General features: G+C 60.3%; 17 protein-coding genes. 2 read left to right on the top strand and 15 right to left on the bottom strand.

What is annotated here, in order from left to right:
* Nucleotides 1–18: 18 nt before the first annotated feature.
* From N018_RS22720 to N018_RS22770, 11 genes are all read right to left on the bottom strand, one after another.
* Nucleotides 19–1,311: an adenylosuccinate synthase gene (locus N018_RS22720; RefSeq protein ID WP_007251002.1), complete on the bottom strand. Its 1,293-nt coding sequence runs from the start codon at nt 1,309–1,311 to the stop codon at nt 19–21.
* Between the two features lie 54 nt (nt 1,312–1,365).
* Nucleotides 1,366–2,553, bottom strand: coding sequence for an ATP phosphoribosyltransferase regulatory subunit (locus N018_RS22725; RefSeq protein WP_024646408.1), 1,188 nt, complete (start codon nt 2,551–2,553; stop codon nt 1,366–1,368).
* Nucleotides 2,554–2,826: 273 nt separating this feature from the next.
* Nucleotides 2,827–3,696, bottom strand: coding sequence for a protease modulator HflC (gene hflC / locus N018_RS22730; protein WP_007251004.1), 870 nt, complete (start codon nt 3,694–3,696; stop codon nt 2,827–2,829).
* The gene (gene hflK / locus N018_RS22735; protein ID WP_024646407.1) at nt 3,696–4,886 is read right to left on the bottom strand and encodes an FtsH protease activity modulator HflK; all 1,191 of its coding nucleotides are present in this window, start codon (nt 4,884–4,886) and stop codon (nt 3,696–3,698) included. The genes hflC and hflK overlap by 1 nt, the downstream gene beginning before the upstream one ends.
* 96 nt (nt 4,887–4,982) lie before the next feature.
* Nucleotides 4,983–6,284, bottom strand: a complete 1,302-nt coding sequence (gene hflX, locus N018_RS22740; RefSeq protein ID WP_024646406.1) for a ribosome rescue GTPase HflX — start codon at nt 6,282–6,284, stop codon at nt 4,983–4,985.
* A 12-nt stretch (nt 6,285–6,296) separates the two neighbouring features.
* Complete coding sequence (hfq, locus tag N018_RS22745; protein WP_024646405.1) at nt 6,297–6,557, bottom strand: RNA chaperone Hfq; 261 nt, start codon at nt 6,555–6,557, stop codon at nt 6,297–6,299.
* 92 nt (nt 6,558–6,649) lie between these two features.
* Nucleotides 6,650–7,621: a tRNA (adenosine(37)-N6)-dimethylallyltransferase MiaA gene (gene miaA / locus N018_RS22750; RefSeq protein WP_024646404.1), complete on the bottom strand. Its 972-nt coding sequence runs from the start codon at nt 7,619–7,621 to the stop codon at nt 6,650–6,652.
* Complete coding sequence (gene mutL, locus N018_RS22755; RefSeq protein ID WP_195757206.1) at nt 7,622–9,517, bottom strand: DNA mismatch repair endonuclease MutL; 1,896 nt, start codon at nt 9,515–9,517, stop codon at nt 7,622–7,624. It abuts the gene before it with no gap.
* A 44-nt stretch (nt 9,518–9,561) separates the two neighbouring features.
* The gene (locus N018_RS22760) at nt 9,562–10,989 is read right to left on the bottom strand and encodes an N-acetylmuramoyl-L-alanine amidase (RefSeq protein WP_229631188.1); all 1,428 of its coding nucleotides are present in this window, start codon (nt 10,987–10,989) and stop codon (nt 9,562–9,564) included.
* 2 nt (nt 10,990–10,991) lie between these two features.
* Nucleotides 10,992–11,462: a tRNA (adenosine(37)-N6)-threonylcarbamoyltransferase complex ATPase subunit type 1 TsaE gene (gene tsaE / locus N018_RS22765; RefSeq protein ID WP_024646419.1), complete on the bottom strand. Its 471-nt coding sequence runs from the start codon at nt 11,460–11,462 to the stop codon at nt 10,992–10,994.
* Nucleotides 11,450–12,940 carry a bifunctional ADP-dependent NAD(P)H-hydrate dehydratase/NAD(P)H-hydrate epimerase gene (locus N018_RS22770; RefSeq protein ID WP_025390817.1) on the bottom strand — a complete coding sequence of 497 codons (1,491 nt, stop codon included), beginning with the start codon at nt 12,938–12,940 and terminating at the stop codon, nt 11,450–11,452. Before N018_RS22770 ends, tsaE begins: the two co-directional genes overlap by 13 nt.
* A gap of 63 nt (nt 12,941–13,003) precedes the next feature.
* Between N018_RS22770 and queG the strand changes: the two genes are divergently transcribed.
* A complete protein-coding gene (queG, locus tag N018_RS22775; RefSeq protein WP_024646400.1) occupies nt 13,004–14,092 on the top strand; it encodes a tRNA epoxyqueuosine(34) reductase QueG in 1,089 nt (362 codons plus the stop codon).
* 234 nt (nt 14,093–14,326) lie between these two features.
* On the opposite strand, the gene N018_RS22780 is transcribed toward queG, so the two are convergent.
* The gene (locus N018_RS22780; protein WP_024644783.1) at nt 14,327–14,938 is read right to left on the bottom strand and encodes a trimeric intracellular cation channel family protein; all 612 of its coding nucleotides are present in this window, start codon (nt 14,936–14,938) and stop codon (nt 14,327–14,329) included.
* A 105-nt stretch (nt 14,939–15,043) separates the two neighbouring features.
* Nucleotides 15,044–15,580 carry an oligoribonuclease gene (gene orn, locus N018_RS22785; RefSeq protein ID WP_025390818.1) on the bottom strand — a complete coding sequence of 179 codons (537 nt, stop codon included), beginning with the start codon at nt 15,578–15,580 and terminating at the stop codon, nt 15,044–15,046.
* A 108-nt stretch (nt 15,581–15,688) separates the two neighbouring features.
* On the opposite strand from orn, the gene rsgA reads away from it, so the two are divergent.
* A complete protein-coding gene (rsgA, locus tag N018_RS22790) occupies nt 15,689–16,720 on the top strand; it encodes a small ribosomal subunit biogenesis GTPase RsgA (protein ID WP_024644781.1) in 1,032 nt (343 codons plus the stop codon).
* A 68-nt stretch (nt 16,721–16,788) separates the two neighbouring features.
* On the opposite strand, the gene motB is transcribed toward rsgA, so the two are convergent.
* A complete protein-coding gene (motB, locus tag N018_RS22795) occupies nt 16,789–17,826 on the bottom strand; it encodes a flagellar motor protein MotB (RefSeq protein ID WP_025390819.1) in 1,038 nt (345 codons plus the stop codon).
* Between the two features lie 3 nt (nt 17,827–17,829).
* Nucleotides 17,830–18,681, bottom strand: a complete 852-nt coding sequence (gene motA, locus N018_RS22800) for a flagellar motor stator protein MotA (RefSeq protein WP_024644779.1) — start codon at nt 18,679–18,681, stop codon at nt 17,830–17,832.
* Nucleotides 18,682–18,788: the final 107 nt, after the last annotated feature.

An 18,788-nucleotide genomic window follows, 5' to 3' on the forward strand; every position in this document is an offset into this window, starting at 1 on the left:
GTACAGCTCGCTGACGTATCAGCCGAACGGGTGACGCAGCACGATGGTTTCGTTGCGGTCAGGACCGGTCGAAATGATGTCGATCGGCGCACCTACCAGCTCTTCAACACGCTTGATGTAAGCGCGCGCAGCCGCAGGCAGTTCCTCAAGGGTCTTGGCACCCAGCGTGGACTCGCTCCAGCCCGGCATCTGCTCATAGACCGGGCGCAGACCGAGGTAGCTGTCAGCGTCGGTAGGCGCGTCGATGACCGCGCCTTCTTCGTTCTCGTAGCCGATGCAGATGTTGATGGTTTCCAGACCATCGAGCACGTCCAGCTTGGTAAGGCACAGGCCCGAGATGCTGTTGATTTCGATGGCGCGACGCAGGATGACGGCATCGAACCAGCCGCAACGACGGGCACGACCGGTAGTGGCGCCGAACTCGTGGCCGCGCTTGGCCAGGAAAGCACCGACGTCGTCGAACAGTTCGGTCGGGAAAGGGCCCGAACCGACGCGCGTGGTGTAAGCCTTGGTGATACCCAGAATGTAATCCAGGTACATGGGACCAAAGCCGGAACCGGTCGCGATACCGCCAGCGGTGGTGTTGGAGCTGGTCACATAGGGATACGTACCGTGGTCGATATCCAGCAGCGAACCCTGAGCGCCTTCGAACATGATGTCCTTGCCGTCACGACGCATTTCATGCAGCGCAGCGGTGACGTCGAGCATCAGCGGCTTGAGCATGTCAGCGTATTCCATGCACTCGTCGAGTGTTTTCTGGAAGTCGATGGCAGGCTCTTTGTAGTAATTGACCAGCACGAAGTTATGGTAGTCGAGCAACTCGCCCAGCTTGGCGGCGAAGCGCTCGCGGTGGAACAGGTCACCGATGCGCAGACCGCGACGTGCGACCTTGTCTTCGTAGGCCGGGCCGATACCACGACCGGTGGTACCGATCTTGAACTCGCCACGGGCCTTTTCACGCGCCTGGTCCAGCGCTACGTGGTACGACAGGATCAGCGGGCAGGACGGGCTGATGCGCAGGCGCTCGCGCACCGGAATGCCTTTCTCTTCCAGCTTGATGATTTCGCGCAGGAGCGCGTCGGGAGCAACCACCACACCGTTACCGATCAGGCACTGCACGCCTTCGCGCAGGACACCGGAGGGGATCAGGTGCAATACGGTTTTCTCACCGTCGATCACCAGGGTGTGCCCCGCATTGTGGCCACCCTGATAGCGAACCACGGCGGTAGCATGTTCGGTCAGCAGATCAACGATCTTGCCTTTGCCCTCATCACCCCATTGAGTGCCCAGGACTACGACATTCTTACCCATAACACTTGTCCTCATTCACGCAAACTTGGTGCCGGCGGCGGCCGGCAGGAATACTCAAGAAGCCAGCGGCATTACCTGCCAGTGCTCGCCATGCTGAATCAATTGCCGGTCACAGTCGGCTTCACGTGCCGCGCTCACCTGCTGCCCAGGCAACGCCTGAACCACACGCTGACCTTCGCTGCGCAACTGGCATACCTGCTGCCAGAGTGCCGCATCCGTGCTGTCCGGCATCCAGATGCCACCGGACGGTAAAGCGATTTCTGCCTGCCCCAGGGTTACCAGGGTTTTCAGGTCAGTGGAAAAGCCGGTCGCCGGACGGGCGCGACCGAAGTCGGCACCGATGTCATCATAACGACCGCCCTGGGCAATCGACTGCCCCACGCCCGGTACGAATACCGCGAACACCACACCGGTATGGTAATGGTAGCCGCGCAGCTCACCGAGATCGAAATACAGTGGCAACTGCGGGAAGCGTGCGGCGAGACGGTCTGCGATAGCCAGCAGGTCATCCAGCGCTGCCAGCACCGGCGCAGGTGCACCGGCCAGACGATCACGGGCAGCATCCAGCACTTCACGACCGCCACACAGATCGACCAGCGCGCGCAGCATCGTCGCTAGGTCCTGCGGCAGATCGGCCGTCAGGGCAACCACTTCATCGATGGCCTTGCGTTGCAGCGCATCAAACAACTGCTGCTCCACTTCGCCCGACAGCCCGGCAGCCCGCGCCAGCCCCCGGTAGATGCCGACGTGCCCGAGGTCCATGTGTACATCAGGCACTTCAGCCAGCTGCAACATCGCCAGCATCAGACTGATAACTTCGACATCACTGCTCGGGCTCGCGTCGCCGTACAGCTCGGCGCCGAGTTGAATCGGGCTGCGCGACGAAGACAGTGCACGCGGCTGAGCATGCAGAACACTGCCCGCATAGCACAGACGGTTCGGGCCTTCGCGCTTGAGTGTGTGTGCATCGATGCGCGCAACCTGCGGCGTGATGTCGGCACGAAAGCCCATCTGCCGGCCCGATTGCGGGTCGATGACCTTGAAGGTACGCAGATCCAGATCCGAGCCCGCGCCCGTCAGCAGGGACTCCAGGTACTCGATATGCGGGGTGACGACAAATTCATAGCCCCAGCTCTGAAACAGATCCAACACCTGACGGCGCGCCACTTCAATGCGCGCCGCTTCTGGTGGCAGTACTTCTTCGATGCCATCTGGTAGCAGCCAGCGGTCAACCGTTGCCATTACGCCATTCCCCTGTGATCCGGGCGGCCAGCCTCGAGGCCAGCCTTGAGTGAAGCAGAAAGTGGTGAGCCGTATGACGGGCACGACAAACGCCCGCGAAAGACCCCGGACCACTTCCCTCGAAAAACCTGCCGACTGCCGGGATCAACCCGACTGCAGCCAATCAACCGTGCAGACGCAAAAAAGCCGGGAATTTCCCGGCTGCCGCATGATACACACGTTTCACCGTGCGATCACCCCACCGGACGGTTTTGCCGCCCGGCGGGTGATTGATTACGGCTTGGCTTTTTCCATATAGCGGAAGAATTCGCTATTCGGATCCAGCACCATCACGTCGCTCTTGTTCGCGAAGCTCTCACGGTAGGCGCGCAGGCTGCGATAGAACGCATAGAACTCCTGGTCCTGGCCATATGCCTTCGAGTAGATCGAGGCAGCCTGTGCATCACCATCACCACGCGCCTCTTCAGACTCGCGATAGGCTTCTGCCAGCAACACGCGACGCTGACGGTCGGCGTCGGCACGAATGCCTTCGGCCAGCTCGTTACCCTTGGCGCGATGCTCGCGAGCTTCACGCTCACGCTCGGTACTCATCCGCTCGAAGACGCTGCGATTCACTTCCTTCGGCAGGTCGATGGCCTTGACCCGGACATCCACAACTTCGATGCCCAGTTCTTTCTCAGCCATGCGATTCAGCGAACCGGTGATGTCCGACATCAGCGCATCGCGCTCACCCGACACCACTTCGTGCAGGGTGCGCTTGCCAAACTGGTCACGCAGGCCTGATTCCAGACGACGCGAGAGGCGCTCGTCGGCAATCTGCTTGAGGCCGGACGTTGCAGTATAGAAACGCTCTGCATCCTTCACGCGCCACTTGGCGTAGGCATCCACCATGACCGCTTTCTTTTCCAGCGTCAGAAAACGCTGGGTGGGAGCGTCGAGCGTCAGCAAGCGTCCGTCGAACTTGCGCACCTGGTTCACGTAAGGAACCTTCACATGCAGACCCGGCTGAACATCCGCCTGGACCACACGACCGAATTGCAGCAGGACCGCACGTTCTGTCTGGGACACGATATAGAAGCTGTTCCAGGCAATGACTGCCAGTACCACACCAACAATAAGGGTGATCAGCGATTTGTTACTCATCAGCGAGTCTCCCTGGTACGTACTTCACCGCGCTGCTGAGTATCGGTCGCTCGCGTGGCAGCCTCAGTATTGGCCTGAGATGACGCGCCAGTATTGGTGCCATTGGCGGTGCTGCTGCGGCTGCTCTCGATCATCTTGTCGAGCGGGAGGTAAAGCAGGTTGTTCTGCCCTTTGTCACCGGTCACGAGAACCTTGCTGGTATTGCTGAAGACTTCCTGCATGGTGTCCAGATACAGACGCTGGCGAGTGACTTCAGGTGCCTTGCGGTACTCGGCGACCAGTTTGGTAAAGCGATCAGCCTCACCTTTGGCGCGCGATACCACTTCATCGCGGTAGCCGTTGGCATCTTCGAGGATGCGCTGGGCCTGACCACGGGCTTCCGGAATCACGCCATTGGCATAACTTTCAGCCTGGTTACGGGAACGCTGCTCGTCTTCACGGGCACGGATCACGTCGTCGAAGGCTTCCTGAACTTCACGCGGTGCAGCGGCGCTCTGCACGTTCACCTGAGTCACGGTGATGCCGGTGCCGTAGGTATCGAGGAAGCGTTGCAGACGCTCCTTGATTTCGCTCGCCATCAGCTCGCGCCCTTCAGTCAGCACCTGGTCCATCGCCGTGGAGCCAACGACATGGCGCAGCGCGCTTTCAGTCGCGTGCTGCAGGCTGATCTCGGGCTGGTCGACGTTCAGGACGAAGTCTTTCAGGTTGCTGATCTTGTATTGCACGGTCAGCGGCACTTCGACGATGTTTTCGTCTTCGGTGAGCATCTGGCCCTGCTTGGTGTAGGCACGCTCGCGAGTCACGTTTTCCAGGTACTTGCGGTCGAACGGCGGGAAGTAGATGTTGAGACCCGGCCCCACGGTTTCGTGGTATTGGCCGAAGCGCAGCACAACAGCCTGCTCTTGCTCGTCGACGACGTAGATAGCGCTGTAGAGCCAGAAAGCGACGAGTACGACCAGGCCGATGCCGAGCAGGCCAAGGCCACCGCCCTTGCCCGAGCTGCCGCCATTGCCACTGCCGCCGCCATCACTGCCGCGTTTGTTTCCGCCACCGAAAAGCCCTTTCAGGCTTTCCTGCAGCTTTCGGAAGGCCTCGTCGAGATCCGGTGGCCCCTTGCGGTCGCCGCCACGGCGTTTACCACCCCAGGGATCTTGATTATTCGAGTTGCCACCCGGCTCATTCCAAGCCATAGCGCTCTCCATCTGATAAAGCAAAGACGCGCCCACGGCGCGCCGACCAATGCTACAGAATGCCCGAGAAAACCGTACAAAGGCTTTCTCGTGCTTTTATTGCAAAGTGTGTTGCTCGATGAACTCCAGCGGCTGCAATCCTTCGCGACTCACCAGACGATTGAGTTCAACGCGCGGCAATCGTACTGCCAGCAAGCTTGCACCTTCTTCATCATGCGTCTCGCTCTGCACCGCACCCAGTTCAAAAAACTGGGCACGCAGCCGGGCAAGATTCTGCGGCAAATGCAGCGTGCCGACAAACAGATCGTTACCCAGCAGCTCGGCAACCGCCTGCTTGAGCAAATCCAGCCCCCTGCCATCGCGGGCAGACAACCAGACACGTTGCGGCTTGCCATCGGCATCGCGCTGTATCTGAGGCTCCACCCCCTCCAGCAAATCGAGTTTGTTATAGACCTCGAGGATCGGCAAGCCCTCGGCCCCGATCTCGCCCAGCACGGCCATGACCTGCTCGATCTGCGACATGCGCTCAGGCTCGTGAGAGTCGATGACATGCAGCAGCAGATCGGAGTTGCTCGACTCTTCGAGCGTCGCGCGAAAGGCTTCAACCAGTTTGTGCGGCAGATGACGAATGAAGCCTACGGTGTCGGCCAGCACGATGGGACCGAGGTCATCAAGCTGCAGACGGCGCAAGGTCGGATCGAGTGTGGCGAACAGTTGGTCGGCCGCGAACACATTCGAATCGGTGATCGAATTGAACAGCGTCGACTTGCCGGCGTTGGTGTAGCCCACCAGCGAAACCGACGGGATATCGGCGCGACGACGCCCGCGACGGGCCTGGTCACGCTGACTGCGAACCTTCTCGAGACGCCCTTTGATCTGGCGCAGGCGTACCCGCAACAGACGACGGTCGGTTTCGAGCTGGGTCTCACCCGGACCGCGCAGGCCGATACCACCCTTCTGACGCTCAAGGTGAGTCCAGCCACGCACAAGACGCGTGCTCATGTGCTCAAGCTGGGCCAGTTCGACCTGCAACTTGCCTTCGTGAGTACGCGCCCGCTGGGCGAAGATATCGAGAATCAGCCCGGTGCGATCAAGCACGCGACACTCGAAAACGCGTTCGAGGTTACGTTCCTGACTGGGCGTGAGGGTGTGATTGAATATCACGAGATCAGCCTGTTCGGCTTTGACCTGGTCGCGAAGCTCCTCGACCTTGCCAGAGCCAATCAGGTATTTGGCCGATGGCCGATGACGCGGCACGTTGATAAACGCAACGGTATCGGCGCCGGCCGAGATGGCCAGCTCCTGAAACTCCTGCGGATCTTCGCGCGCCTCAGGGTCCTGACCATCCAGATGAACGAGTATGGCCCGCTCACCACCACTGTGGCGCTCAAAGAACAAGGCAGACTCCTATCAGGCGTTACCTGGCTCGGCATCCACGCCGTCAGCGTCGGTAGCGCTTGGCAGGCGGATCGGACGAACCGGTACGACGGTGGAAATAGCGTGTTTGTAGACCATCTGGCTGACCGTGTTCTTCAGCAAAATGACGAACTGGTCGAAAGACTCGATCGTACCCTGCAGCTTGATACCGTTGACCAGATAGATCGATACCCCGACCTTCTCTTTACGCAAGGTATTCAGGTAAGGGTCTTGTAGCGAATGCCCTTTTGACATGTGCCGCACTCCTTTAAGGATCAAAAAAATAATAAATCGAATTCGATTGGCTTGACCGGCCACCCCCAAGGATAGACGGCTATTGCAGGGACTCAGCCCAATATGGAGACCGATCCCAGGTATTTCAAGGCACGTGGCAGATTGTCGCTGGCCAGACTGTCGAGCCAGTGGAGATTCTCCCAGCTGCGTAGCCAGGTGAATTGCCGCTTCGCCAGTTGGCGTGTCGCAATGATGCCCCGTTCCTGCATTTCATCCCGCGTCAGCTTTCCATCCAGGTGATCCCAGACCTGGCGATAACCGACTGCTCTTATCGATGGCAACCCTGAATGCAGGTCACCTCTTGAGCGCAATGCCAGTACTTCGTCCAGAAACCCCTGATCCAGCATTTGCTCAAAACGCAGCGCGATGCGGTGGTGCAGCACCTTGCGATCAGCCGGAGCGATTGCAAGGTTCGCGACAGTATAGGGCAATTGCTGACGCCCTGATGCGGCCGCTTCAGTACTTTGCGCAGTTTGTTGCTCGCGGTGTGCCGTCATGCTCATCCCGCTGACGCGATAAACCTCCAGCGCCCTGATCAGACGTTGCGGATCATTAGGGTGGATACGTGCAGCCGACACAGGGTCGACTTCCGCTAACTGATCGTGCAACGACTGCCAGCCAAAAGCCATTGCATCGGCTTCAAGCTGCGCCCGAACCTCTGCATCAGCGGCCGGCATATCTGCCAGCCCGTCCAATAGAGCCTTGAAATACAACATAGTGCCGCCGACCAGCAAAGGAATATTTCCGCGTGCGGTAATTTCCGCCATGGCGGCCAGTGCGTCGGTGCGAAAGTCAGCGGCGGAATAGCTTTGCGCAGGGTCGAGAATGTCGATCAGACGATGAGGAAACTCGGCCAGTTGCGCCTTTGAAGGCTTGGCGGTGCCGATGTCCATGCCGCGATAGACCAGTGCAGAATCGACGCTGATCAGCTCGCAGGGCAGGACTTTGCTCAGCTCGATGGCCAGATCGGTCTTGCCTGCTGCGGTTGGCCCCATGAGAAAGATGGCCGGAGGTAAAGCGTTCATTCATTGACCGCGCAGGAATAATTTATCCAGGTCACTGAGGCCCATCTGAGTCCAGGTGGGACGACCGTGGTTGCATTGTCCGCTGCGCTCGGTGTTTTCCATGTCGCGCAGCAGAGCGTTCATTTCCGGGATTGCCAGACGCCGGTTGGCGCGGATCGCTCCGTGACAGGCCATGGTGCCGAGCAACTCGTTCATGTGCGCCTGCACCCGATCACTGGTGCCATATTCCATCAGGTCTGCCAGCACATCACTGACCAGTCGATTGGCCTCGGCCTGTTTGAGCAACGCGGGAATCTGGCGGATCGCCAGAGTTTCCGGGCCAAGCCGTTGCAGCTCGAAGCCCAGCCGCTGGAAGGTTGTAATGTGCTCTTCGGCGCAATCAGCCTCGCGCTGACTGACCGCGATGGACTCGGGCACCAGCAGCGGCTGGCCGCTCAGGCCTTCATTGGCCATGGCTATTTTCAGGCGCTCGTACATGATTCGCTCATGAGCCGCATGCATGTCGACCAGCACCAGCCCCTGGGCGTTTTCAGCCAGAATGTAGATCCCTTTGAGCTGCGCCAATGCATAGCCCAATGGCGGGATGTCACTGGCCGACTCTGGCAGGGTCGATGGCGCGGCACTCGGCAACGGCGCGAAAAACTCTCGATACGCACTTTGCGCTTCGGCGACCGGCACGCCCGACGTGGGCCGCGGCGAATACTGATACTGGTAACCACTGCCGGAACCGCTGCCCGCAGGCCTGGCGAAAGGCTCGCCCTGCGGCTGTTCCAACACATTGTTGGCCAGGCGCATCTCGCCCTGCGGCCCGAATTCGCCTGCATCCGGCCCGGTCGGCCGAGGTTCGGTGGCAACCGGCACGCTGCCACCCAGCTGATTTTCAGGACGAACGTCGCCCAAGGCTCGATGCAGGGTGCCATACAGAAAGTCGTGGACCATGCGCCCGTCACGGAAGCGCACTTCATGTTTGGTCGGGTGAACGTTGACGTCGACAGCAGCCGGATCAACTTCGAAGAACAGCACGAAGGTCGGATGCCGGCCATTGAACAGCACGTCGCGATACGCCTGACGCACCGCGTGAGCGACCAGCTTGTCGCGCACGGCACGGCCATTCACGAAGAAATATTGCAGATCCGCCTGGCTGCGCGAGAACGTCGGCAGCCCGACCCAGCCCCACAGATGCAGACCGTTGCGTTCGATCTCGATGGGCAACGCCTGCTCAAGAAAGCCCGGCCCGCAGATGGCAGATACACGACGCGCCCTGGCGGTGTCGTCATGCGCTTCGTGCAGGCTGAGTACAGTCTTGCCGTTATGACGCAGGTGAAAGGCCACGTCGAAACGCGCCAGCGCCATGCGCTTGATGACTTCCTGCAGGTGATCGAATTCGGTTTTTTCGGCCTTGAGAAACTTGCGGCGGGCAGGCGTATTGAAGAACAGATCGCGAACTTCTACCGAGGTGCCTACCGGGTGAGCTGCCGGCTGAACACGCGGGGCCATGTCGCGACCTTCTGTTTCGACCTGCCAGGCCTGATCGGCGTCGCGAGTGCGCGAAGTCAGCGTCAGGCGGGCCACGGAACTGATCGACGCCAGTGCCTCGCCACGAAAGCCCAGGCTCATTACCCGCTCAAGGTCTTCCAGATCACGAATCTTGCTGGTCGCATGTCGCGCCAGAGCCAGCGGCAGATCATCGGAAGAAATACCGCCACCGTCGTCGCGCACTTTCAGCAGTTTTATGCCAGCCTGCTCGACATCGATATCGATGCGCCGCGCCCCCGAATCAAGGCTGTTTTCCAGCAGCTCCTTGATGACTGAAGCCGGACGCTCGACCACCTCACCCGCAGCGATCTGGTTGGCCAGACGCGGGCTGAGCAATTCGATGCGCGCCGCATTCAGCACAGTACGGGCGTTATCGGCTTCGCTGCCGTCGAGAAGATCGGTCATTACTGGGTCGCAACCTCGGAACTCGGGATTCGCAGGTCCTGGCCGATCTTCAACTCATCGGTTTTCAGGTTATTGGCACTGCGCAGTGTGGCGATGTTCATGTCATAGCGCGCCGCAAGCATGGCCAGGGTTTCGCCGGAGCGCACCACGTGATTGCGCGGCACCTGGGCCAGCTTGCCGTTGTCACGCAGCCAGGCAATGTAGGTGCCCTGCGGCGGATTCTGCTGGAAGAACTGCTTTACGCCGGAAGTGATCGAACGCGCCAACGCTTGCTGGTGTGATGCAGAACCGAGCTTATTGGCTTCGTTGGCGTTGGAGATAAAGCCGGTTTCCACCAGAATCGACGGAATGTCCGGCGACTTGAGCACCATGAAGCCCGCCTGCTCAACGCGAGCCTTGTGCAGCGAAGTGACTCGGCCGATGTTGCTCAGCACTTTCTGGCCCACGTTCAGACTCGACGACAGCGAGGCGGTCATGGACAAGTCCAGCAGTACGCCAGCCAGCATGCGGTCCTTGTCATCGAGGCTGACAGCACCGGCACCACCGATCAGGTCGGAACGGTTTTCACTGTCTGCCAGCCAGCGCGCGGTTTCGGAAGTAGCGCCGCGATCCGACAGGGCAAACACCGAAGCGCCGAAAGCAGCAGAAGACGGTGCCGCATCAGCGTGAATGGACACGAACAGGTCTGCGCCCTTGGCGCGGGCAATCTCGGTGCGTTTGCGCAGCGGGATGAAGTAGTCACCGGTTCGTGTCAGCTCTGCGCGGTAGCCTTTTTCGGCGTTGACCTGACGCTGCAATTCCTTGGCAATCGACAGCACCACGTTTTTCTCTTTCTGGCCCGCGCCGCCTGAGGCGCCCGGGTCTTCACCACCGTGCCCGGCATCGATCACTACCACGATATCGCGCTTGCCGTTGGGCACCGGGGTCAATTTGATTTCCGGTTTGGCAGGGCTGACCGGAACCGCCGGTGCCGTGTTGGCGGCGGTATCAGGGATTACTGGCGTCGGGTTGGCATCGGCCGCGTTGTCGTAAAGGTCAACCACCAGACGGTTGCCATACTGCTGGTTGGGCGCAAGCGTGAAGCTCTTCGGGGTCACGCCCTTTTTCAGGTCGATGACCACGCGCAAGTCTGTGGGCGTGCGCTGCGCAGAGCGCATGCTGCTGATCGGTGTGTTGGCCGTCGGTACGTTCAGCGGTCCGCCGAGCGTCGCGCCGTTGATATCGATCACCAGCCGATCAGGCGAAGTCAGGGTAAACAGGCTGTGCTGCACCGGCCCGGTCAGGTCAAAGACCAGGCGCGTGTTATCCGGCGCGCGCCATAAGCGGACACTTCGCACTTGCGTAGCGGCAACCGCCTCGACAGCCATGGCCATCAACAGCAGACCCACTACAGTAACCAGCGCGCGCATGCGCATACCTAACCCCATATCTATTTGAATTCCAAAGCCAAAGTGGCACACCAGCGTTCGCCACGCGAGCCCAGCGGGCTCAACATTACCGACCGACCTTCGCCGTGCGGGCCAATGGTAATGGTCAGGTCAGGCTTTGGCAAAAAGCCTGCACCGCGTTGGGGCCATTCAATCAGACAAAGTGCCTCGCCGTCGAAGTAATCACGCACGCCCATGAACTCGAGTTCTTCGGGGTCGACCAGTCGATACAGGTCGAAGTGAAACACCCGCACCGCATCGATTTCGTAGGGTTCGACCAGCGTGAAAGTCGGGCTCTTGACAGGCCCGGCGTGCCCGAACCCGCGAATCATTCCCCTCGAAAGAGTGGTTTTTCCGGCACCCAGATCGCCGTCGAGAAAGATGACGCCCTTGCCTTCGGTGACCTCGGCGAGGCGCGCACCAAAATGCATCATTGCCTCTTCACCCACCACATGCAGCGTTAATTCAGACACGGTTGCAGCTCCTCCAATAACTGACGAATGGCGGGAATAATATCGCTGGCAGCCAGCCCGCGACCGGCTTCACCGACATATTGACCGGCACTGGCGTGCAGCCACACAGCCAGACAGGCCGCGTCGAAGGGCTTCAGGTGTTGCGCCATCAGCGCGCCGATCAGGCCGGCAAGCACGTCACCCAGCCCGGCGGTGGCCATCGCAGGATGACCACGATCACATAACGCCAGTTGCCCGTGCGCATCGGCGATCAGGCTGCCGGAGCCCTTGAGGACACAAACGGTATTGAATTTGCGGGCCAGTGCCCGCGCAGCAGCGAGGCGATCAGCCTGAATCTCTTTGATGCCGACGCCCAGCAAGCGCGCCGCCTCACCCGGATGCGGGGTGATGACGCTGTTTACGGGCAGGCTCACCTGCCCGGCCGACAGCATGTTCAGCGCATCGGCGTCCCAGACTTGCGGCCGATCAGCGTTGGCGGCGGCGGACAGCAGGCTGCGTCCCCAGCTGGCCTGACCCAGACCGGGACCGACCACCAGCACGCTGGCGGGCTCGATCAGCGCCATCAACTGATTTGCCGAACTGATCGCCGCACTCATTATTTCCGGCATGCGCGTCAAGGCGGCCGGAACATGTTCGGCGCGGGTCGCCAAAGTGAGCATGCCGGCACCACTGCGCAACGCGCTTTCGGCGCTGAGCAACGCAGCACCACCGAAACCGTGATCACCACCGATGACCAGCACGCGCCCGTACATGCCTTTGTGCGCAGTTCGCGGACGTGGCGGCAGCACCGGCAGATTGAAAGTGTCCAGGCGTTTCGCGCTTGGGTGACTCTGTGCAACCAACGCTGGATCGGCCTGTAGATCATCAAAAACCAGTTCGCCAACCAAATCAGCCGCCTCGCCGGTCAGCAGCCCCGTTTTCAGACCGATGAAGGTCACCGTCAGATCGGCACGCACCGCAACGCCGAGGGACTGCCCGGTGTCCGCGCTCAAGCCTGACGGGATGTCCACGGCGGCGACTGGCAGACCGCTGGCATTGATCGCCTCGATGGCCGAACGATAAGGCTCGCGCACTTCGCCGTTAAGCCCGGTGCCGAGCAAGGCATCCAGCACCACGCCCTTCAGTGGCTGCCCGGCCCAGGCCTGAACAGTCACGTCCGAAGCCATGGCATGCGCTGATGCCGCATCACCCGTCAGCGCGTCCGGCGCGCCGACCGCCAGCACACTGACCTGCCAGCCCGCCTTGTGGGCCAGCGCCGCCACCAGATACCCGTCACCGGCGTTGTTGCCACGCCCGGTCAGCACGGTCAGCTCGTTCGCTTCCGGCCAGCGCCGACGTAGCGCACGCCATGTCGCATGGGCAGCGCGCTGCATCAGTTCCAGGCCTGGCGTGCCGGCGGCAATCAGCCGGGCGTCGAGGTCACGGACCTGCGCTGCGCTGTACAGCGCGTCGGGTAAATGAGGTTTAGTGTCGAACATGCGTTTATGGGCTCCGATGTCTGGCAGAATTATACGCACCTTGGCCCCGGTTTCTCTCTGCGCATGTCCGCTATTACTGCTGAACGTCCCACTTCCGATGATCTTGCCGCCCTTGCCCTGTCAATCAAGGCGTGGGGGCGTGAACTGGGCTTTCAGGAAGTCGGGATAAGCGGCCTGGATCTGGCAGAGCACGAGCAGCACCTGCAACGCTGGCTCGACGCGGGTTATCACGGCGAAATGGACTATATGGCAGCCCATGGCAGCAAACGTTCCCACCCGGAAGAACTGGTGCCGGGAACGCTACGTGTGGTGTCGCTGCGCATGGACTATCTGCCGGGCGACAGCGCAATGGCCCAACGCCTGACAGAATCAGAAAAAGCCTACGTTTCACGCTACGCCCTGGGCCGCGACTACCACAAGCTGATCCGCAAGCGTCTCCAGCAGTTGGCCGAGCGCATTCAGCAGGCCATCGGGCCATTTGGCTTTCGGGCCTTTGTCGACAGCGCGCCGGTGCTGGAAAAGGCCATCGCCGAACAGGCAGGCCTTGGCTGGATAGGCAAGAACACACTGGTGCTCAATCGCAAGGCGGGGAGCTTCTTCTTTCTTGGCGAGCTGTTTGTCGATATTCCACTGCCGGTGGATGCGCCCCATGCGACCGAACACTGCGGACGCTGCACAGCCTGCCTGGATATCTGCCCGACTGCTGCGTTTGTCGGGCCTTATGTGCTGGATGCGCGGCGCTGTATTTCCTACCTGACCATTGAGCTGAAGACGGCGATTCCCGAAGAGCTGCGGCCGTTGATTGGTAACCGGGTGTTCGGCTGTGATGACTGCCAGATCGTCTGCCCCTGGAACCGCTTCGCCCGCCCCACCGGGCAGAGTGATTTTCAGCCGCGCCACAATCTGGATAACGCCGGACTGGCCGAGCTGTTTTTATGGGACGAAGAGAAATTCCTCGGCAACACCGAAGGCTCGCCCCTGCGCCGCGCCGGGTACGAACGCTGGCTGCGCAACCTGGCCGTCGGCCTCGGCAACGCACCGTCCACCATTCCGGTTTTAGAAGCCCTGCGGGCACGCCGCGACTACCCGTCGGAACTGGTCAGGGAACATGTGGAATGGGCGTTGCGGCGGCATGGCGTGGCGCCGCTTTAATATAGGTAGCGCGGCGCAGAGTTGTGACGCGGAGCTTCACGAAAGGCATTCCCACGCTGGAGCGTGAGGAACGATAATCCAACTATCGTGCGACGCTCCGCGTCGGCATGCACTTCTGGACGCTCTGCGTCCGATCTTGTGTGCGGCGTGGCGGAGCTTCACGAAGGGCATTCCCGCGCTGGAGCGTGAGGAACGATAATTCTCCAACTATCGTGCCTGCGCTCCGCGTCCGCTTCAAGGCTCGTCTTTATAGACGAACTTGGGCATTTCCCAGTGGAAACGGATGGCCAGCAAGCGCAGCAGCAAGCCGCCGAACAGGGTGATCAGTACAGCCTGTTCGTTTGGCAGTTGCAGGTACTGGCACAGCAGAAAGCACCATGCGGCCAGAAACGAAACGCTGGCGTACAGCTCGCGGCGGAAGATCAGCGGGATGTCATTGCAGAAAATGTCGCGCAGGATGCCACCGAACACTCCGGTAATAACGCCGCACACCGACGCGATCACCAGTCCATGCCCCGCTTCCAGGGCGGTCATGCAGCCGATCAGTGTGAAGGCCACCAGCCCCAGCGCATCGAGCACCAGAAACAGCGAGCGCAGATGGCGCATCAGCGGCGCTATGAAGATCGTCACCAAGGCAGCCACGCTGGTCAGCACCAGGTATTCCGGGTGTTTAACCCAGGTCAGCGGGTAGTGACCAATCAGCACATCTCGCACCGAACCGCCACCCAGCGCAGTCACGCAGGCGATCAGCACCACACCGAACCAGTCCATCCCGCGACGCCCGGCCGACAGTGCGCCGGTCATGGCCTCAGCGGTGATAGCGATCAGATAAAGCATCAGCAACATGGCGGCGACTCTGCGACAAAGGCGCGCAGTCTAACCAGCCGACCTGCGCACTGAAAGAGTGCAGCAGAGATTATTCACCGCACGCCAACCCCTGTTATCAATCGGTCACGACTTGATGAAGTGCTCGCGATAAAAGCGCAGCTCGGCGATTGACTCACGGATGTCGTCCAGCGCCAGATGCGTGCTGCCTTTCTTGAACTTGAGCTCGGGAGACCAGCGAGCAGCCAGTTCCTTGAGCGTCGAGACGTCCAGGTTGCGATAGTGGAAGTAGTTTTCCAGCGTTGGCATGTGGCGGTACAGAAAGCGACGATCCTGGCAGATGCTGTTGCCACAGATCGGCGAACTGCGCTCGGGCACCCACAGCTTGATGAACTCAAGGGTCTGCGCCTCGGCTTCAGCCATGCTGATGGTGCTTTCCCGTACGCGCTGGGTCAGGCCCGAGCCGCCGTGCTGGCGAGTGTTCCACTCGTCCATTTTTGCCAGTGTCTCGTCGCTCTGATGCACAGCGATGACCGGCCCTTCCGCCAGCGTGTTCAACTCACTGTCCGTGATAATCGTGGCCATTTCGATGATGACATCGGTATCAGGGTCCAGACCGGTCATTTCCAGATCGATCCAGATCAGGTTCTGCTTGTTCTGCATGTGTCGACTCCTCAGCGTAGGCGCGCAGTTTAGCTCACCCTGCCGTGATAGACTCCTGCCGATCAAACGCATAGCTTAATTCATCGGTTACATCACATCGGAACACCCATGGCCAAACGCCAACTCAATCGACGTCAGAACTGGCGCATCGAAAAAATTCAGGGCGAGCGCGCTGCCCGCGCGGCAAAACGCGAGTCCGTGACACTCGAAACACTTGAAGGCGGCGACCTCGGCCCCGAGCAGACCGGCCTGGTGATTGCTCACTTCGGCGTACAGGTCGAAGTCGAGGCCCAGGAAGGCGAGGAAATCGGCAAGGTATTTCGCTGCCACCTGCGCGCCAATCTGCCCGCACTGGTTACCGGCGACCGCGTTGTATGGCGTGCCGGCAATCAGGGCATCGGAGTGATCGTCGCGCAACTGCCGCGTACCACCGAACTGCGCCGCCCCGACTCCCGTGGCCAGCTCAAGCCTGTGGCCGCCAACGTCGATCTGATCGTGATCGTCTTTGCGCCGATGCCCGAGCCTCACGCCAATCTTATCGACCGTTACCTGGTCGCTGCCGAGCACGCCGGGATTCATCCGCTGCTGCTGCTTAACAAGGCCGACCTGATCGACGAGCAGAACGCCCCTGCGCTGAATGCGCTGCTGGCGGTCTATCGCACCCTGGGTTATCCGGTACTGGAAGTGTCCGCGCACCACGGCGATGGCATGCAGAAGCTGCAAAGCCAGCTTGATGGCCACATCAGCGTGTTCGTCGGTCAGTCCGGCGTCGGCAAGTCCTCGCTGGTCAACAGCCTGCTGCCGGAAACCGATACCCGCGTCGGCCCGCTGTCCGAAGTGTCCGGTCAGGGTACGCACACCACGACCACCGCTCGTCTGTTTCACTTCCCGGGCGGCGGCGATCTGATCGACTCACCGGGTATTCGTGAATTCGGCCTGGGCCACGTCAGCCGTGCCGATGTAGAGGCCGGCTTCATCGAGTTCAACGACTTGATCGGCACCTGCCGCTTTCGCGATTGCAAGCATGACCGCGAGCCGGGCTGCGCCTTGCTCAAGGGGCTGGAAGACGGTCGCGTGCAACAACAGCGCATGAACAGCTACCGCTCGATCATTGCCAGCCTGCCGCAAGAAAGTTACTGAACACCGCAGGCGGAAAGCCGCACACAAAAACGCCGCGATGATCGCGGCGTTTTTGTGTCTGTTGCGGTTCAGTTCTGAGCGGGTTCGACACGCAGCTTACCGTCGTCGAAGATGTTCAGCTTCTGCCGGATCTCGTGCGGCTGTGCATAGGCCTGCGGATCGGGCGGGCTAGCGGTCGAAGCTCCCGGAGCAGCAGGTGGTGCTGCCGCTGGTGCTGCTGCTGGTTCCGCTGGCTTGGCAGGTGGCGCACCGCCGGAGTTCTGATCGCCTTCGATACGATGCTGAGCCTTCTTGGTCAAGACCACGATATCGATGCGGCGATTGACAGGATTGGTAGGGTTCTCATGGTCATACAGCGCCGACGAGGCATAACCCACCACCCTGGCCACCTGTGAATCCGGATACGTCCCGGCAACCAGCGCGCGACGAGCAGCATTGGCGCGGTTGGCCGACAGTTCCCAGTTGCCGAACCCGCCACTGCCCACAAAGGGCGTCGCATCGGTGTGACCGCTGATGCTGACTTTGTTGGGCACGCTTTTGATGGTGTCGGCCAACGCTAGCAGAATGTCTTCGAAGTAAGGCTTGAGACGTGCACTGCCCGAGTCGAACATCGGCCGGTTTTCGGCATCCATGATCTGGATACGCAAGCCGTCCTGAGTGATCTCGAACAGAATCTGGTCCTTGAATTTCTGCAGTTGCGGGTTTTCCTCGACCTTGTTCTGCAGTTCCTGCAACAGCATCTCCAGACGCTCCTGCTCGACCGCCTCGGCCTTGGCTTCCGACGTCTCGGCCTCGATGGGCACAGTGTCCGGCGACGGCGTGGTCTTGACCTCGGGGTTGAGGGTCTGGTTGGGCGACATTTCCGGCGAACCACCCAGGTCGATCACGTACGGCGAACCGCTGTCCGAAAAACCGACAGGGTCCTTGAAATAGCCGGCTACCGCCAGCAACTGCTCAGGGGTAGCAGACGACATCAGCCACAGCACCAGGAAGAACGCCATCATGGCTGTCGCGAAGTCAGCGAAAGCGATTTTCCAGGCGCCACCGTGGTGTCCGCCACCGAAGCGCTTGACGCGCTTGATGATTATCGGCTGATTATTTTCCATGACTTAGCGACCGCGAACCGCTTGTTCCAGCTCACTGAAGCTGGGGCGATGCAATGGATACAGAACCTTGCGGCCGAACTCGACAGCCAGCGAAGGCGGCATGCCCGAGGCCGAAGCCACCAGCGACGCCTTGATGCTCTCGTAAACGTTCATTTCTTCCTTGGCATCGTGCGCAAGGCAAGTGGCCAGCGGGCCGAAGAAACCGTAGGCGGCGAGAATACCGAAGAACGTACCCACCAGCGCAGCACCTACGTGCATGCCAATGGCAGCCTTGTCGCCAGAACCCAGAGAGGCCATGGTCACCACGATCCCCAGTACCGCCGCCACAATGCCGAAGCCGGGCATGCCATCAGCGACACCGGTAACAGCGTGGGAAGGATGCTCAAGCTCTTCTTTCATGCTCAGCAATTCCATATCGAACAGGCCTTCAAGCTCGTGGGGAGCCATGTTGCCAGACGACATGATGCGCAGGTAATCGCAGATGTACGCGGTCATGCGCTCATCTTTCAGGACACCTGGGTATTTGGCGAAGATCGGGCTGGAGGAGGCATCTTCGATATCCCCTTCAATCGCCATCATGCCTTCGCGACGGCTCTTGTTGAGGATCTCGTAGACCAGACCCAGCACTTCGAGGTAATAGGCATGCGTGAAGCGCGTGCCGAACATCTTCAGCGACTTCTTGACCACGTGCATGGTCATGTAGCCAGGGTTAGCCTGGAGAAACGCGCCCAGCGCAGCCCCGCCGATGATCAAGACCTCATAGGGCTGGAACAGCGCCATGATCTTGCCATGGGACAGAACATATCCGCCGAGGATGCTCGCGATGACGACAATGATGCCGATTATTTTAGCCATAGGAAAAAATACTTTACTGAGTCGGGTTCAGGGACAGTGCGGAAGTTCTTGAAACTCTTCTTCTCCTTATCGGCCCATCTGAGCCAGACTATAGCCGGTTCTTGTGA

This window comes from Pseudomonas syringae CC1557 (assembly GCF_000452705.1).
GTDB lineage: Bacteria > Pseudomonadota > Gammaproteobacteria > Pseudomonadales > Pseudomonadaceae > Aquipseudomonas > Aquipseudomonas syringae_F.

Coding starts and splice junctions, on each gene's coding strand:
- N018_RS22720 (WP_007251002.1), bottom strand. CDS start 1,311: ATGGGTAAGAATGTCGTAGTCCTGGGCACTCAATGGGGTGATGAGGGC.
- N018_RS22725 (WP_024646408.1), bottom strand. CDS start 2,553: ATGGCAACGGTTGACCGCTGGCTGCTACCAGATGGCATCGAAGAAGTA.
- hflC (WP_007251004.1), bottom strand. CDS start 3,696: ATGAGTAACAAATCGCTGATCACCCTTATTGTTGGTGTGGTACTGGCA.
- hflK (WP_024646407.1), bottom strand. CDS start 4,886: ATGGCTTGGAATGAGCCGGGTGGCAACTCGAATAATCAAGATCCCTGG.
- hfq (WP_024646405.1), bottom strand. CDS start 6,557: ATGTCAAAAGGGCATTCGCTACAAGACCCTTACCTGAATACCTTGCGT.
- miaA (WP_024646404.1), bottom strand. CDS start 7,621: ATGAACGCTTTACCTCCGGCCATCTTTCTCATGGGGCCAACCGCAGCA.
- N018_RS22760 (WP_229631188.1), bottom strand. CDS start 10,989: ATGGGGTTAGGTATGCGCATGCGCGCGCTGGTTACTGTAGTGGGTCTG.
- N018_RS22770 (WP_025390817.1), bottom strand. CDS start 12,940: ATGTTCGACACTAAACCTCATTTACCCGACGCGCTGTACAGCGCAGCG.
- queG (WP_024646400.1), top strand. CDS start 13,004: ATGTCCGCTATTACTGCTGAACGTCCCACTTCCGATGATCTTGCCGCC.
- N018_RS22780 (WP_024644783.1), bottom strand. CDS start 14,938: ATGTTGCTGATGCTTTATCTGATCGCTATCACCGCTGAGGCCATGACC.
- orn (WP_025390818.1), bottom strand. CDS start 15,580: ATGCAGAACAAGCAGAACCTGATCTGGATCGATCTGGAAATGACCGGT.
- rsgA (WP_024644781.1), top strand. CDS start 15,689: ATGGCCAAACGCCAACTCAATCGACGTCAGAACTGGCGCATCGAAAAA.
- motB (WP_025390819.1), bottom strand. CDS start 17,826: ATGGAAAATAATCAGCCGATAATCATCAAGCGCGTCAAGCGCTTCGGT.
- motA (WP_024644779.1), bottom strand. CDS start 18,681: ATGGCTAAAATAATCGGCATCATTGTCGTCATCGCGAGCATCCTCGGC.